The organism is Streptomyces sp. NBC_00503, assembly GCF_036346895.1.
In the GTDB taxonomy this organism is placed as follows: domain Bacteria; phylum Actinomycetota; class Actinomycetes; order Streptomycetales; family Streptomycetaceae; genus Streptomyces.
The window spans coordinates 6,827,359-6,842,785 of record NZ_CP107855.1; the positions used below are offsets into that span (position 1 = coordinate 6,827,359).

Below are 15,427 nucleotides of genomic sequence, written 5' to 3' on the forward strand. Positions count from 1 at the left end.
CGCCTCAGGCCCGATGCCACCTTCTGCCGCATCATGAAGACGGAAAGTTTCATCTTGTGAGTGACACAACTCAGGATGGCGCCCTCGCCACGAGCAAGCCGCCGTCCGAAGACGCGGGGCTGAGCCCCGCGGAGCTCGCCAGGAAGTACGGGCTGTCCGTGAGCGGGGCCCGCCCCACGCTGCCGCAGTACATCCGGGAGCTGGTGGACCGGCGCCACTTCATCCTGGCGTTCTCCAGGGCCAAGCTGGTCGCCCAGTACAGCGAGGCGAAGCTCGGCCAGATCTGGCAGGTGGCGACCCCACTGCTCAACGCCCTGGTCTACTACCTGATCTTCGGCCTGATCCTGAACGCCGGCAAGGGCATCCACAAGGACGACTACATCCCCTTCCTGGTGATCGGCGTCTTCGTCTTCACCTTCAGCCAGAGCTCGCTCATGGCAGGTGTCCGGGCCATTCCCGCGAACATCGGCCTGGTCCGCGCCCTGCACTTCCCGCGGGCCTCACTGCCGATCTCCTTCTCGCTCCAGCAGCTCCAGCAGCTGCTGTTCTCGATGATCGTCGTGTTCATCGTCGTGATGGGCTTCGGCAACTACCCGAAGCTGTCGTGGCTCCTGGTGATCCCGGCTCTGGTGCTCCAGTTCGCCTTCAACACCGGCCTCGCCCTGATCTTCGCGCGGATGGGTTCCAAGACCCCCGACCTCGCGCAGCTCATGCCGTTCGTCACGCGTACGTGGATGTACGCGTCCGGCGTCATGTTCTCGATCGGCACGATGCTCAAGGGCAAGCCCGAATGGATCGCCGAGCTGCTCCAGTGGAACCCGGCGGCGATCTACATGGACCTGATCCGCTACGCGCTCATCGACGGGTACGGCCACTCAAACCTGCCGCCGCACGTCTGGGCCTTCGCCGTCGGCTGGGCCGTCGTGATCGGCTTCGGCGGCTTCGTGTACTTCTGGAAGGCTGAGGAGCGTTACGGCCGTGGCTGAGAACAACCAGGGGCGACACGTCCCCACCGTCATCGCCGACGACGTGCACATCGTCTACCGGGTCAACACCGGCAGCTCCGGCAAGGGCAGTGCCACGGCGGCGCTCAGCAAGATAATCCGCCGCCGCAAGGGGGACTCGCCGGGCGTTCGCCGCGTCCACGCCGTGCGCGGAGTCTCCTTCACCGCGTACCAGGGCGAGGCCATCGGGATCATCGGCTCCAACGGCTCGGGCAAGTCGACGCTGCTGCGCGCCATCGCCGGGCTGCTGCCCTGCGAGGCCGGCAAGGTCTACACCGACGGCCAGCCCTCGCTGCTGGGCGTCAACGCCGCGCTGATGAACGACCTCACCGGCGAGCGCAACGTGGTCCTCGGCGGTCTCGCGATGGGCATGAGCCGCGAGCAGATCAGAGAGCGTTACCAGAGCATCGTCGACTTCTCGGGCATCAACGAGAAGGGCGACTTCATTTCCCTCCCGATGCGCACCTACTCATCCGGTATGGCGGCGCGCCTGCGTTTCTCCATCGCGGCCGCGAAGGACCACGACGTCCTGATGATCGACGAGGCGCTGGCCACCGGTGACCGGAAGTTCCAGGTGCGTTCCGAGGAACGCATCCGCGAACTGCGCAAGACCGCGGGAACCGTTTTCCTTGTGAGTCACAACAACAAGTCCATCCGCGACACCTGTGACCGGGTGCTGTGGCTGGAGCGGGGCGAACTCCTCATGGACGGACCCACCGAGGAAGTCGTCGCGGCGTACGAGAAGGCGACCAGCTGACGGAGCCCGGCCACCGGCCCCCGCCGCTTCGCGCGGCGGGGGTCGCGGCATGCCGTGGGGTTGCCGTGAAGTTTATTCCGGCGGCGGTGGCGACATCAGTGGCGGAGTGAATACCCGTCGAGCCGTCGCGGCGTTGTACAGCGTAAGCTGGGCCAGTCCTCAATCGCGGGCAAGAGGGGACGATTCCCCACAGGTGAATAGCCTGAGGCACCCCGGGAAAGTCCGGCGGCGTGTCCGAAATGGGATGCATTGGCTTGGCAGTGTAGAACGGGAGATGTGACGGCAATGGCTACGGGAATTCTCCGGCCCCCAGGCACGACGGCCGTGCCCGCCGCGGGCGGCGGGCGGTGACCCCGGAGCACGGCATCAGCCCCGAGGGCCTCACCCTCGACAAGGCCCGCAGCGAGAACTTCCCCGTCGCCCCCGCGTTCCTGCCCCGCGCCTGGCGCCGGGGCCTGATGGCGGTCTACGGCTACGCCCGCCTGGTCGACGACATCGGCGACGGCGATCTCGCCCCGGGCGGCCGCGACGCCGTACTGCTCGGCCTCGATCCCGCCGCCGTGGACGACCGGCTCGCCATGCTCGACGCCTTCGAGGCCGACCTGAAGCGGGTCTTCGGCGGCACGGACGGCCCCCCGCGCCATCCCCTGATGCTCGCCCTGCAACCCGTCGTGCGCGACCACGGGCTCACCCCCGAGCCGTTCCTCGGGCTCATCGAAGCCAACCGGCAGGACCAGCGGGTCGCGCGCTACGAGACGTACGGCGACCTGGTCGGCTACTGCGAGCTCTCCGCCAACCCCGTCGGCCGCCTCGTCCTCGGCCTCACCGGTACCAGCACCCCCGAGCGGATCCGCCGCTCCGACGCCGTCTGCACCGCCCTGCAGATCGCCGAACACCTCCAGGACGTGGCCGAGGACCTCGCCCGCGACCGCATCTACCTCCCGGGCGAGGACATGCGGCGCTTCCGCGTGTCCGAATCCGACCTGGGAGCCCCGACCGCCGGAGCATCCGTACGCGCGCTCGTCGCCTTCGAAACCGAACGCGCGCGGGACCTCCTCAATGAGGGCACGCCGCTCGTGGGTAGCGTCCACGGAAGACTCCGGCTGCTGCTCGCCGGCTTCGTGGGAGGAGGGCGCGCCGCCCTGCGAGCCGTCACCGACGCCGGCTTCGACGTACTCCCCGGCCCGCCCAAGCCCACCAAGAGCGGCCTGCTCCGCGAGGTGGCCGCCGTCCTGCGCACAGCGCCGAGAAAGGGGTGAGCCCAACCGTGGAGGGCCCCACACACGCGTCCGCACCCGGCGCTCCGACCGCGCCCGTACTGGCGGCCTACAGCTACTGCGAGGCCGTCACCGGCTCGCAGGCGCGCAACTTCGCCTACGGAATCCGGCTGTTGCCCGCCGACAAACGCCAAGCGATGTCGGCGCTCTACGCCTTCTCCCGGCGGGTCGACGACATCGGCGACGGCACGCTCGCCCCCGAGGTCAAACTGGCCCGGCTGGAGGAGACCCGCGCCCTGCTCGGCCGGATCCGCGCCGAGCAGATCGACGAGGACGACACCGACCCGGTCGCCGTCGCCCTCGCCCACGCCTCGCGCCGCTTCCCCATCCCCCTGGAAGGGCTCGACGAACTCATCGACGGCGTCCTCATGGACGTGCGCGGCGAGACCTACGAGACCTGGGACGACCTCAAGGTCTACTGCCGCTGCGTCGCCGGAGCCATCGGCCGGCTCTCGCTCGGCGTGTTCGGCACCACCCCCGGCGCACCCGACGCGGCCCGGGCCGGCGAGTACGCCGACACCCTCGGCCTCGCGCTGCAACTCACCAACATCCTGAGGGACGTTCGCGAGGACGCGGGCAACGGGCGCACCTACCTGCCCGCCGAGGACCTCGCCAAGTTCGGCTGCTCGGAGGGCTTCCACAGCGAGCGGATGTCCGCCGGCGCCGACTTCGCCGGACTCGTCCACCACGAAGTCCGGCGCGCCCGCGCCCTGTTCGTCGAGGGCTACCGGCTGCTGCCCCTGCTTGACCGGCGCAGCGGCGCCTGCGTCGCCGCGATGGCCGGGATCTACCGGCGGCTGCTCGACCGCATCGAGCGCGAGCCCGAGGCCGTGCTCCGGGGCCGCGTCTCGCTGCCGCCGCACGAGAAGGCGTACGTGGCCGTCCGCGGGCTCTCCGGGCTCGACGCACGGACCATCTCGCGCCAGAGCAACCGGAGGCGGCTCTGATGGCGGCCCGCGGGCCGGTGCGGCCGGGCGCGGCCGCGGCGCGGGCCGGGGCAACCCGACGCGCCCCGGTCGCGTCTGTCGCGGTGACAGAGGAGGACGTATGACAGCGAACCACGCCGTCGTGGTCGGCGGCGGGCTCGCCGGGGTCACCGCCGCGCTGGAGCTCGCCGACGCGGGCCTGCGCGTGACCCTGCTGGAAGGCCGGCCCCGACTCGGCGGCCTCGCCTTCTCCTTCAAGCGCGGCGACCTCACCGTCGACAACGGCCAGCACGTCTACCTGCGCTGCTGCACCGCCTACCGGTGGTTCCTCGACCGCATCGAAGGTGCGGACCTGGCCCCCCTCCAGGACCGGCTCGACGTACCCGTGCTCGACGTGGCCCACCCCGGCGGCCCCCGCCTGGGCCGGCTGCGCCGCAGCGCCCTGCCCGTGCCCCTGCACCTGGCCGGCTCCCTCGCCCGCTACCCCCACCTCTCCCTCGCCGAACGGGCGAGCGTCGGCCGCGCGGCCCTCGCCCTGCGCCGCCTCGACCCCGCCGATCCGGCGCTCGACGGCCTGGACTTCGCGACCTGGCTCGGCCGCTACGGCCAGTCCCCGCGCACCATCGAAGCGCTCTGGGACCTCGTCGGCATCGCCACCCTCAACGCCACCGCCGAACAGTCCTCGCTGGGCCTGGCCGCGATGGTCTTCAAGACCGGGCTGCTCTCCGAGAACGGCGCGGCCGACATCGGCTGGGCCCGCGTACCGCTCGGCGACCTCCACGACGGCCTCGCCCGCCGCGCCCTCGACGCCGCCGGGGTACGGACCGAACTGCGCACCCGGGTCACGGGCATCTCCCGTACCGAAGACGGCGGTTGGCGGGTCGACACGGAGGGCGGGTCCCTGGACGCCGCCGCCGTGGTCCTCGCCGTCCCGCAGCGCGAGGCGCACGGGCTGCTCCCGGCCGGCGCGCTCGCCGACCCCGACAAGCTCCTCGACATCGGCACCGCGCCGATCCTCAACGTCCACGTCGTCTACGACCGCAAGGTGGTCAAGCAGCCGTTCTTCGCGGCCCTCGGCTCCCCGGTCCAGTGGGTCTTCGACCGCACCGAGTCCTCCGGACTCCCCGACGGCGGCCAGTACCTGGCCCTGTCCCAGTCGGTCGCCCACGAGGACATCGACGAGCCCGTCTCCGTACTGCGCGCCAAGTACCTGCCCGAGCTGGAACGGCTGCTGCCGGCGGCGCGCGGCGCCAAGGTACGGGACTTCTTCGTCACCCGGGAGCGCACCGCCACCTTCGCCCCCACCCCCGGCGTCGGCCGCCTGCGGCCCGGCCCGCGGACCGACACGCCGGGGCTCTACCTCGCCGGTGCGTGGACCGCGACCGGTTGGCCCGCGACCATGGAGAGCGCCGTCCGCAGCGGACTGAGCGCGGCCCAGGCCGCACTCGCCGCGCTGGGCCGCCACCGCGAACACCCCCTGCAGGAGGCGGCATGACCACCACCGCCGGCACCACCGGCTCGATCGGTACCACCGCTACCGGCACCGCAGCACCAAGCACCGCAGTACGTACAGGAACCAGAGGAGAGCCAGTGAACCCGGGGAATCCGGCCGTCGAGAACACGGACGCCAGTGCGGGCCCGGCCGGCGGGGAGAAGGCGGACACGCTCGCCCTCCTCGAACGCGGCCGTACGCTCTCGACGCCCGTGCTCCGCGCCGCCGTGGACCGGCTCGCCGCGCCCATGGACACCGTCGCCGCCTACCACTTCGGCTGGATCGACGCCTACGGAAACCCGGCGGACGGCGACGGCGGCAAGGCCGTCCGACCCGCCCTCGCCCTGCTCTCCGCCGAGGCCGCGGGCGCCGCGGCCGAGGTGGGCATCCCGGGAGCCGTCGCGGTCGAGCTCGTACACAACTTCTCGCTGCTCCATGACGACCTGATGGACGGTGACGAGCAGCGCCGCCACCGCGACACCGTGTGGAAGGTCCACGGACCGGCCCTCGCGATCCTGGTCGGCGACGCCCTGTTCGCCCTGGCCAACGAGGTGCTCCTGGAGCTCGGCACCGTCGAGGCCGGGCGCGCCGCGATGCGCCTGACCACCGCCAGCCGCAAGCTCATCGACGGCCAGGCCCAGGACATCTCCTACGAGCACCGCGAGAGCGTCAGCGTCGAGGAATGCCTGGAGATGGAGGGCAACAAGACCGGCGCCCTGCTCGCCTGCGCGGTCTCCATCGGCGCCGTGCTCGGCGGCGCGGACGACCGTACGGCCGACAAGCTGGAGGAGTACGGCTACCACCTCGGCCTGGCCTTCCAGGCCGTCGACGACCTCCTCGGCATCTGGGGCGACCCGGAGTCCACCGGCAAGCAGACCTGGAGCGACCTGCGCCAGCGCAAGAAGTCCCTGCCCGTCGTCGCCGCCCTCGCGGCCGGCGGACCGGCCTGCGAAGAGCTCGCCGAACTGCTCGCCGCCGACGCCAAGAGCAACGACTTCGAGAACTTCTCGGAGGAGGAGTTCGCCGCCCGCGCCGCGCTCATCGAGGCGGCCGGCGGCCGCCAGTGGACCGCCGACGAGGCACGTCGCCAGCACGCGGTGGCGATCAAGGCTCTCGACGACGTGGACATGGACCAGAAGGTGCGCGACCAGCTCGTGGCCCTCGCCGACTTCGTCGTCGTGCGCAAGAGGTGATCGCCACCCGTACGCGCATATGACTCGCCAGTCGCCGGCCGGTACTGCCTGCCAGTAGTACCGGCCGACGGCGAACCCCAGGACAGCAGAGGACACTGCACACAAAGGGGAAGCCATGACAGCGACGACCGACGGCGGCGGCCCCACCGCAGCCGCATCGGACAGCGCCATCCGCGAGGGCGCCACACAGGAGGGGACCCCGCCGGGCCCGCTGCGCGACGCGCACGAGGCGACGGCGAGGGCGGTGCGCAACCTGCTCGACCGGCAGGACGAGGCCGGCTGGTGGAAGGGCGACCTGGAGACCAACGTCACCATGGACGCGGAGGACCTGCTGCTGCGGCAGTTCCTCGGGATCCGCGACGAGGCGACCACGCACGCCGCCGGACTGTTCATCCGCGGAGAACAGCAGAGCGACGGAACCTGGGCCACCTTCCACGGCGGCCCCCCGGACCTCTCCGCCACCATCGAGGCCTACGTGGCCCTGCGCCTCGCCGGGGACGACCCGGGCGCCCCGCACATGGCCCGCGCCTCCGCGTGGATCCGCGCCCACGGGGGAATCGCGGGCGCCCGTGTCTTCACCCGCATCTGGCTGGCGCTGTTCGGCTGGTGGAACTGGGACCACCTGCCCGAACTCCCGCCCGAGCTGGTCTTCCTGCCGCCCTGGGTGCCGCTGAACATCTACGACTTCGGCTGCTGGGCCCGGCAGACCATCGTCCCGCTCACCGTGGTCTCCGCGCTGCGCCCGGTCCGCCCGGCCCCCTTCGCGCTGGACGAGCTGCACACCGACGCGCGGAACCCGAACCCGGTCAAGAGGCTCTCCCCGCTCGCGAGTTGGGGCGGAGCTTTCCAGCGGATGGACAAGGCCCTGCACGTCTACCGCCGGTTCGCCCCGCGCCGCCTGCGCAAGGCGGCCATGGCGAGCGCCGGCCGCTGGATCGTGGAGCGCCAGGAGAACGACGGCTGCTGGGGCGGGATCCAGCCGCCCGCCGTGTACTCCGTCATCGCCCTGCACCTGCTCGGCTACGACCTGCACCACCCGGTGATGCGGGCCGGGCTGGAGTCCCTGGACCGGTTCGCGGTCTGGCGCGCGGACGGGGCCCGGATGATCGAGGCCTGCCAGTCCCCGGTGTGGGACACCTGCCTGGCCGCCATCGCTCTGGCCGACGCCGGACTGAGCCCCGACCACCCGGCCCTGGTCAAGGCCGCCGACTGGATGCTCGGCGAGGAGATCGTGCGCAGCGGCGACTGGGCCGTGCGCCGCCCCCAACTGGCCCCGGGCGGCTGGGCGTTCGAGTTCCACAACGACAACTACCCCGACATCGACGACACCGCCGAGGTGGTCCTCGCGCTGCGCCGAGTCAAACACCCCGACCCGGCGCGCCTCGAAGCCGCCATCGCCCGCGGGGTGTCCTGGAATCTGGGCATGCAGTCGAAGAACGGCGCCTGGGGCGCCTTCGACGCCGACAACACCAGCCCCCTGCCCAACAAGCTGCCCTTCTGCGATTTCGGCGAGGTGATCGACCCGCCGTCGGCGGACGTCACCGCCCACGTCGTCGAGATGCTCGCCGTCGAGGGCAAGGCGGGCGATGCCCGCACCCGGCGCGGAATCGCCTGGCTGCTCGCCGAACAGGAGCAGGAGGGCGGCTGGTTCGGCCGCTGGGGCACCAACTACGTCTACGGCACCGGCTCGGTGGTCCCGGCCCTGACCGCCGCCGGGTTCGCCCCCTCGCACCCCGCGATCCGGCGGGCCGTGGGCTGGCTGGAATCCGTACAGAACGAGGACGGCGGGTGGGGCGAGGACCAGCGTTCCTACAAGGACCCGTCCTGGGCCGGGAAGGGCCCCTCGACGGCCTCGCAGACGGCCTGGGCGCTGATGGCCCTGCTGTCGGCGGGGGAGCGCGAGGGGGACGCGGTCCGGCGGGGCATCGCGTACCTCGTCGGGACCCAGCGCGCGGACGGCACCTGGGACGAGCCGTACTTCACCGGGACCGGATTCCCCTGGGACTTCTCCATCAACTACCACCTGTACCGACAGGTGTTCCCGCTGACGGCGCTCGGCCGCTACCTGTACGGGGAGCCGTTCGGCCCGGACGGCCGGTACGCGGATCCGGGCGTGTTCCCGGCCGTGCCCGTCTCCCCGGCCGCACACCCCGCCGAAGCCCCGGACGCGCACCCCGCGGCCTCCCCGGCCGGCGAGGGGGCCTGATGCGCCCGGACCGCGAAGCCGCCACCGGCCCGCCCCCGCTGCTCGTCGCCTGTGCGCTGCGCATCGAGCGGACGGCCCTGCGCAGCGGCAGCGCGGCCGGCGCGCCGGAGCGCTACGAGGTCCTGCGCACCGGCATGGGCCCCCGCGCGGCCGAACGCGCCGTCGGCCGCGCCCTGGCCGGGCCCGCGCTGCGCGGGGCCGCGGTGCTGGCCACCGGATTCTGCGCCGGGCTGCTGCCCGGCATGAGCCCCGGCGACCTGATCGTCGCCGAGGAGACCCGGGACCCGCGCGGCACGGTCGCCTGCGCCGGTACCGCCCTGCTCGCCGAGGCGCTGGCCCGGGCCGTACCCGGCCGGACCGTACACCTCGGTGCACTGACCGGATCCGACCACGTCGTCCGGGGCCAGGAGCGCGCGGAACTGCGCGCCACCGGCGCCATCGGGGTCGACATGGAATCGGCGGCCACCCTGTGGACCGCGGCCCGGGGAGGCTCCGCCGGACCCGGCGGACCCGGCGCGGACCGCCCGGTTGCGGCCGTCCGGGTGATCGTGGACGCTCCGGAGCATGAGCTCGTCCGTATTGGCACTGTTCGCGGAGGAATATCGGCCTTTCGCGTACTGCGTGCCGTACTGCCCGCGTTTTATGACTGGCACCGTTCTTTGCTGCTCCCCAGGAGGTGAGCCAGATGGCCATGCCACTGCGACAGACCATCAGGGTCGGGACGTACCTGCTCGAACAGAAGCTCCGCAAGCGCGAGAAGTTCCCGCTCATCGTCGAGCTGGAACCTCTCTACGCCTGCAACCTGGCCTGCGAGGGATGTGGAAAGATCCAGCACCCGGCCGGGGTGCTCAAGCAGCGCATGCCCGTGGCCCAGGCCGTCGGCGCCGTGCTGGAGTCCGGCGCGCCGATGGTGTCCATCGCCGGCGGCGAACCGTTGATGCACCCGCAGATCGACGAGATCGTGCGCCAGCTCGTGGCGAAGCGGAAGTACGTCTTCCTCTGCACCAACGCGATGCTGCTCCGCAAGAAGATCGAGAAGTTCACCCCGTCCCCCTACTTCGCCTTCGCCGTGCACATCGACGGACTGCGCGAACGCCACGACGAGTCCGTGGCCAAGGAAGGGGTCTTCGACGAGGCGGTCGCGGCCATCAAGGAGGCGAAGAAGCGCGGGTTCCGGGTGACCACCAACTCCACCTTCTTCAACACCGACACCCCGCAGACCATCATCGAGGTCCTCAACTTCCTCAATGACGACCTCCAGGTCGACGAAATGATGATCTCGCCCGCCTACGCCTACGAGAAGGCCCCCGACCAGGAGCACTTCCTCGGCGTGGAACAGACCCGCGAACTCTTCAAGAAGGCCTTCGCGGGCGGAAACCGGCGGCGCTGGCGGCTCAACCACTCCCCGCTCTTCCTGGACTTCCTGGAAGGCAAGGTCGATTTCCCCTGCACCGCATGGGCCATTCCGAATTACTCCCTCTTCGGCTGGCAGCGGCCCTGCTATCTGATGAGCGACGGCTACGTGCCCTCGTACCGGGAACTCGTCGAGGACACGGACTGGAGCAAGTACGGCCGCGGAAAGGACCCGCGCTGCGCGAACTGCATGGCGCACTGCGGGTACGAGCCCACGGCGGTCCTCGCCACCATGGGCTCCCTGAAGGAGTCGCTGCGCGCGGCGCGGGAGACGGTGGGCGGCCGGGGCACCTCGGCATGAGCGGGGGCCGGGCGGGGGAGGGAGGCCGGGCGGACCGGGCCGGGGGCTTCGACCTCGGCGCACTGCTGGCCGCGCGCGGTGGGGAAAGGTACGAGCTGCACGCCCGTCACCTCAACCACCAACTGCCCCGGATGCTGCACACCATCGGCTTCGACAAGGTCTACGAGCGGGCCGAGGGAGCCCACTTCTGGGACGCCGAGGGCAACGACTACCTCGACATGCTCGCCGGGTTCGGGGTGATGGGCCTGGGCCGCCACCACCCGGTGGTCAGACAGGCCCTGCACGACGTCCTGGACGCCCAGCTCGCCGACCTCACCCGCTTCGACTGCCAGCCGCTGCCCGGGCTGCTGGCGGAGAAGCTGCTCTCCTACAGCCCGCACCTGGACCGGGTGTTCTTCGGCAACAGCGGCACCGAGGCGGTGGAGACCGCCCTGAAGTTCGCCCGGTACGCCACCGGGCGGCCCAGGATCCTCTACTGCGACCACGCCTTCCACGGGCTCACGGCCGGCTCGCTCTCGGTGAACGGGGAGGGCGGCTTCCGGGAGGGATTCGGCCCGCTGCTGCCCGACACCGGGATCGCGCTGGGCGACCTGGCCGCACTGGAGCGGGAACTGCGCAAGGGGGACGTGGCGGCCCTCGTGGTCGAGCCGATCCAGGGCAAGGGGGTGCTCGCCGCCCCGCCCGGATTCCTGCTCGCCGCGCAGGAGCTGCTGCACCGGCACAAGGCCCTGCTGATCGCGGACGAGGTGCAGACGGGCCTCGGACGCACCGGGGAGTTCTACGCCTACCAGCACGAGGCCGGAGTGGAACCGGACCTGGTGTGCGTGGCCAAGGCCCTCAGCGGAGGCTACGTACCGGTCGGTGCCACCCTGGGCAAGGACTGGATCTTCAAACGCGTCTACTCCTCCATGGACCGGGTGCTCGTGCACTCCGCGAGCTTCGGCTCCAACGCGCAGGCGATGGCGGCCGGGCTCGCGGTGCTCTCGGTCATGGAGGACGAGGGGGTGGTGGCCAACGCCCGCGCCATGGGCGACCTGCTGCGCGGCCGGCTCGCCGCGCTCGTGGACGAGTACGAACTGCTCCACGAGGTACGGGGGCGCGGCCTGATGATCGGCATCGAGTTCGGCCGGCCGTCCTCACTGGGGCTGCGGAGCCGGTGGACCATGCTGCAGGCGGCCCGCAAGGGGCTGTTCGCGCAGATGGTCGTGGTGCCGCTGCTGCAGAAGCACCGGATCCTCACGCAGGTGTCCGGGGACCACCTGGAAGTGATCAAGCTCATTCCGCCGCTGATCGTGGACGAGGCGGACGTGGACCGGTTCGTCGGGGCCTTCCGCGAGGTCATGGACGAGGCGCACGGCGGGGGCGCGCTGATGTGGGACTTCGGCCGGACGCTGGTGAAGCAGGCCGTCGCGAACCGGTGATCCGGTTCAGGTGATCCGGTCGGCGCGACGGCCCGCCTCGCGGGGCGTCAGTCCAGCAGCTGGTCGCGCAGCCTGTCGAGGGTCTCGGGCGTGAGTCCGAGACCCTCGGCGAGGTAGCGCTCCACCCCGCCCCACTCCTCGTCGATGGTCTCGAAGGCCGCGGTCAGGTACTGGGCGCGGGCGTCGAAGAGCGGGGCGAGCAGCTCCATCACCTCGGGGGTGCGGGCCTCGGCCGCGTCACTGCTGCGGCGGACCCGGTAGCGGTTGTGCGGGGCGTTCGACTCCAGGTAGTCGGTGACGATCGCCTCCCGCTCCACGCCCAGCGCGAGCAGGGTGACGGCGATCGACAGGCCGGCCCGGTCCTTGCCGGCCGCGCAGTGCATCAGGGCCGGGACGCTGTCCTCGGCGAGGGCGTGCAGCACCCGACTGTGTTCGGCGGTGCGGGTCCTGATGATCCCGCGGTAGGAGCGGGTCATCCGCTCGGCGGCCTTGCCGTCCCCCAGCACCTCGTGGAGCTGGCCGAGTTCCCCGTCGCGGACCATCTTCCAGAACTCCCGGCCGTCGGCCGGGTCCGACAGCGGGATGTTCACGTTGCGCACGCCGGGCAGCTCGACGTCCGGGCCCTCCAGCGCGTGGTCGGCGCCGTTGCGGAAGTCGAAGACGGTGTGCAGCCCGAGCGAGCCGAGGAACTCCGCCCCGGTTTCGGTGGCATGTGCGAGATGTCCGCTTCGGAACAGTCGTCCCGGCTTGACCTTCCGCCCGTCCGTGGTCGGCAGCCCGCCCACGTCACGGAAGTTGCGCACGCCGGTCAGTTCCGGGTCCGACTGTGAGGTCTGGGGTATCCGCTGGGTCACAGGGGCCTCCTCTGTGTGGTCGTCGAGGGTGTCCGAATTACGCTGGTTGGGAACAACTTGCCATAGCGAGAGGCGAGATCGGACGCCTCCCCGTGAGCCAGATCATACGGTGACCGTGAGTGCCTGATCGTCAATGCCGAATTGCCCTGTCGGGGCGGCTGTTGAAGGCTCGGAATGGACGCAGGGTGACCGGAATTCCTGCGGGCCGCCATTCCTGAGAATCATTCAGGTAATTCGTGACTTGTTCTGTGCGGCCGGACTCGATTACGTTCGCGATCGATCCGGACGGACCGCCTAATCCTGCCGCCGTCCGGCAACCGCACCCGACTATTCACGCGCGAGGCAGGAGCGGGGGAACCAGGTAAGCCGCTGCTCCCGATCCGCATCGGATCTTTCCGTATCGGATCTTTACAACGGGACAGCTCGGGGTGAAGTCATACATGCGCCGTTCACCGGCACTGATATGGCCGGACATCTCCCGTCCGAACCCGACAGCTCACCTCGCAGGCGTCGGAGAGGAATTCGCCATGACCGCAACGGGTAAGCACCGCCGCCCGAAGTCCCGCTCCATATCCCGCGGTTTCGCCGTTGCGGGCACCGGTGGCGCGGCCCTCGCGCTCCCGCTGCTCGGGGCCGCCGGCGCCCACGCGGCCGGCGCCCCGGCCGCGGCGACCGCCGCCGCGCCGGTCCAGGCGGCGCGGGTCGCCCAGGTTCCGGCCACGCTCCAGGCCGCTCCGGCCGCGGCGCAGGCCGCCTCCACCGTCTACACGGTCGTGCCGGGGGACTACCTCTCCAAGATCGCCGAGCGGCAGCACCTCACCGGTGGCTGGGAGCGGCTCTACGCGGACAACCGCGAGGCCGTGGGCTCCAACCCGTCGCTGATCCACCCGGGCCTCAAGCTGACCCTCGGCGCCGCGGGCGCGGCCCGGGCTTCCGAGCCGGCGCCGGCCGAAGGGGCCTCCCAGGCCTCGGCTGACACCTCGTCGGACGACTCCTCGGACGCCGCGCAGGACGACTCCTCCGAGGGCGGGTCCTCCTCGGACGCGGCCGGTTCGGACGAGGGCGCCTCCGAGGGGTCGGCGGTCGAAGCCCCGGCCGCGCCCGCCCCCAAGGCGGCCCCCGCCCAGCAGCAGGCCGCCCCGGCCTCCGCCGGGTTCGTCGCCCCGGTCGGCGGCGGCATCTCCACCCCGTACAAGCTCGCCGGTTCCATGTGGTCCAGCGGCTACCACACGGGTGTGGACTTCATCGCGAGCACCGGCACCACCGTCAAGGCCGTCGGCGCCGGGACGGTCGTCTCGGCCGGCTGGGGCGGCGCGTACGGCAACGAGGTGGTCATCCGCCACGCGGACGGCAAGTACAGCCAGTACGGCCACCTCTCCCAGCTGTCCGTCTCGGTCGGCCAGAGCGTCACCGCCGGGCAGCACATCGGTCTCTCCGGTGCCACCGGCAACGTGACCGGCCCGCACCTCCACTTCGAGATCCGCACGGGCCCCTCGTACGGCTCGGACATCGACCCGCTGGCCTACCTGCGGTCCAAGGGCGTCAGCATCTGACGGCACCTGGCCGCATCCGGTGGGAACACGCGTGGGGCCGGGACCCGAGGGGGGTCCCGGCCCCACGCGCGTTCTTCCGTCCCGTTCTCCGTCCATTTGCCGTTCCACCGGCTATTCCTCGTGCGGCGGGTGGTAAAGATCACGGTCCGTCAAACCTTGGCTACGGTCGCGTAGGTCGGGCGCCGGGGTGAAGGATGTGGTCCCGTGGCAGCGACGACGACGACACTCAAGACCATCGGCTCGTACGCGGCGATCGGGGACAGCTTCACCGAAGGCGTTGGGGACCCGGGACCCGGGGAAACGTTTCTCGGCTGGGCGGACCGGCTGGCCGTACTCCTGGCCGATCAGCGCGAAGAGCACGACTTCCGGTACGCGAACCTGGCCGTCCGGGGCCGGCTCCTGGACCAGATCGTGGACGAGCAGGTCCCCCGGGCCAAGGAGCTCGCCCCCGACCTGGTGACCTTCTGCGCGGGCGGCAACGACATCATCCGGCCCGGCAGCGACCCGGACGACGTGGCGCAGCGGTTCGAGACGGCGGTCGCCGACCTCGCCGGATCGGTCGGCCAGGTCATGATCACCACCGGTTTCGACACGCGGGACGTGCCGGTCCTCAAGCACATGCGGGGCAAGATCGCGACGTACAGCGCGCACGTGCGTTCCATCGCCGACCGGTACGAGTGCCCCGTGCTCGACCTCTGGTCGCTGAAGTCCGTACAGGACCGGCGGGCCTGGGACGAGGACCGGCTGCACCTCTCGCCCGAGGGGCACACGCGGGTCGCCCTGCGCGCCGCCCAGGTCCTCGGCCTGGACACCCCGGCCGACCCGGACCAGCCGTGGCCGCCGATGCGGCCGCGCGGCTCGGTGGACGTGACCCGCGACAACATCCAGTGGGCGCGCGAGTACCTGGTGCCGTGGATCGGGCGGCGGCTGCGCGGGGAGTCCTCCGGGGACCACGTGGAGCCGAAGCGGCCCGACCTGCTGCCGCTGTAGGTACGGGCGCCAGTGCGCGGGCGGGGCGGGGACGGGGGCT

Annotated in this window: 13 protein-coding genes and 1 riboswitch; of the genes, 12 read left to right on the forward strand and 1 reads right to left on the reverse strand. The window is 71.4% G+C overall.

Features of this window, described 5'->3' with window-relative positions; all coding sequences use genetic code 11:
- The first annotated feature begins 56 nt into the window (after nucleotides 1-56).
- From OG490_RS31085 to OG490_RS31130, 10 genes are all read left to right on the forward strand, one after another.
- Nucleotides 57-986 (forward strand): ABC transporter permease, encoded by a 930-nt coding sequence (locus OG490_RS31085; RefSeq protein ID WP_330299585.1) that lies wholly within the window; start codon nucleotides 57-59, stop codon nucleotides 984-986.
- Complete coding sequence (locus tag OG490_RS31090) at nucleotides 979-1,761, forward strand: ABC transporter ATP-binding protein (RefSeq protein WP_330299586.1); 783 nt, start codon at nucleotides 979-981, stop codon at nucleotides 1,759-1,761. Before OG490_RS31085 ends, OG490_RS31090 begins: the two co-directional genes overlap by 8 nt.
- A 347-nt stretch (nucleotides 1,762-2,108) precedes the next feature.
- Nucleotides 2,109-3,020, forward strand: coding sequence for a squalene synthase HpnC (gene hpnC, locus OG490_RS31095; RefSeq protein WP_330299587.1), 912 nt, complete (start codon nucleotides 2,109-2,111; stop codon nucleotides 3,018-3,020).
- Nucleotides 3,017-3,985 carry a presqualene diphosphate synthase HpnD gene (gene hpnD / locus OG490_RS31100; RefSeq protein ID WP_443065897.1) on the forward strand — a complete coding sequence of 323 codons (969 nt, stop codon included), beginning with the start codon at nucleotides 3,017-3,019 and terminating at the stop codon, nucleotides 3,983-3,985. The genes hpnC and hpnD overlap by 4 nt, the downstream gene beginning before the upstream one ends.
- A 100-nt stretch (nucleotides 3,986-4,085) precedes the next feature.
- Nucleotides 4,086-5,459: a hydroxysqualene dehydroxylase HpnE gene (gene hpnE / locus OG490_RS31105; protein WP_330299589.1), complete on the forward strand. Its 1,374-nt coding sequence runs from the start codon at nucleotides 4,086-4,088 to the stop codon at nucleotides 5,457-5,459.
- A 95-nt stretch (nucleotides 5,460-5,554) separates the two neighbouring features.
- Nucleotides 5,555-6,649 carry a polyprenyl synthetase family protein gene (locus OG490_RS31110; protein WP_330299590.1) on the forward strand — a complete coding sequence of 365 codons (1,095 nt, stop codon included), beginning with the start codon at nucleotides 5,555-5,557 and terminating at the stop codon, nucleotides 6,647-6,649.
- Nucleotides 6,650-6,764: 115 nt separating this feature from the next.
- On the forward strand, nucleotides 6,765-8,855 hold the full coding sequence (gene shc / locus OG490_RS31115; RefSeq protein WP_330299591.1) for a squalene--hopene cyclase: 2,091 nt from the start codon (nucleotides 6,765-6,767) through the stop codon (nucleotides 8,853-8,855).
- Nucleotides 8,855-9,535, forward strand: a complete 681-nt coding sequence (locus OG490_RS31120; protein WP_330299592.1) for a phosphorylase family protein — start codon at nucleotides 8,855-8,857, stop codon at nucleotides 9,533-9,535. Before shc ends, OG490_RS31120 begins: the two co-directional genes overlap by 1 nt.
- A 5-nt stretch (nucleotides 9,536-9,540) precedes the next feature.
- Nucleotides 9,541-10,569, forward strand: coding sequence for an adenosyl-hopene transferase HpnH (hpnH, locus tag OG490_RS31125; RefSeq protein ID WP_330299593.1), 1,029 nt, complete (start codon nucleotides 9,541-9,543; stop codon nucleotides 10,567-10,569).
- Nucleotides 10,566-11,990, forward strand: a complete 1,425-nt coding sequence (locus OG490_RS31130; RefSeq protein ID WP_330299594.1) for an aspartate aminotransferase family protein — start codon at nucleotides 10,566-10,568, stop codon at nucleotides 11,988-11,990. The genes hpnH and OG490_RS31130 overlap by 4 nt, the downstream gene beginning before the upstream one ends.
- A gap of 47 nt (nucleotides 11,991-12,037) precedes the next feature.
- Here the strand turns inward: OG490_RS31130 and OG490_RS31135 are convergent, their stop codons facing one another.
- Nucleotides 12,038-12,844, reverse strand: a complete 807-nt coding sequence (locus tag OG490_RS31135; RefSeq protein WP_330299595.1) for a tyrosine-protein phosphatase — start codon at nucleotides 12,842-12,844, stop codon at nucleotides 12,038-12,040.
- Between the two features lie 314 nt (nucleotides 12,845-13,158).
- Nucleotides 13,159-13,369, forward strand: a riboswitch (cyclic di-AMP (ydaO/yuaA leader).
- 2 nt (nucleotides 13,370-13,371) lie between these two features.
- Between OG490_RS31135 and OG490_RS31140 the strand changes: the two genes are divergently transcribed.
- Both OG490_RS31140 and OG490_RS31145 read left to right on the forward strand, forming a co-directional pair.
- On the forward strand, nucleotides 13,372-14,397 hold the full coding sequence (locus OG490_RS31140) for a LysM peptidoglycan-binding domain-containing M23 family metallopeptidase (protein WP_330299596.1): 1,026 nt from the start codon (nucleotides 13,372-13,374) through the stop codon (nucleotides 14,395-14,397).
- 204 nt (nucleotides 14,398-14,601) lie between these two features.
- A complete protein-coding gene (locus OG490_RS31145) occupies nucleotides 14,602-15,387 on the forward strand; it encodes an SGNH/GDSL hydrolase family protein (RefSeq protein WP_330299597.1) in 786 nt (261 codons plus the stop codon).
- Nucleotides 15,388-15,427: the final 40 nt, after the last annotated feature.

Excerpts from the sequence above, each read along its gene's own strand:
- hpnE (WP_330299589.1), top strand. The coding sequence starts at position 4,086 with ATGACAGCGAACCACGCCGTCGTGGTCGGCGGCGGGCTCGCCGGGGTC.
- shc (WP_330299591.1), top strand. The coding sequence starts at position 6,765 with ATGACAGCGACGACCGACGGCGGCGGCCCCACCGCAGCCGCATCGGAC.
- OG490_RS31120 (WP_330299592.1), top strand. The coding sequence starts at position 8,855 with ATGCGCCCGGACCGCGAAGCCGCCACCGGCCCGCCCCCGCTGCTCGTC.
- hpnH (WP_330299593.1), top strand. The coding sequence starts at position 9,541 with ATGGCCATGCCACTGCGACAGACCATCAGGGTCGGGACGTACCTGCTC.
- OG490_RS31130 (WP_330299594.1), top strand. The coding sequence starts at position 10,566 with ATGAGCGGGGGCCGGGCGGGGGAGGGAGGCCGGGCGGACCGGGCCGGG.
- OG490_RS31140 (WP_330299596.1), top strand. The coding sequence starts at position 13,372 with ATGACCGCAACGGGTAAGCACCGCCGCCCGAAGTCCCGCTCCATATCC.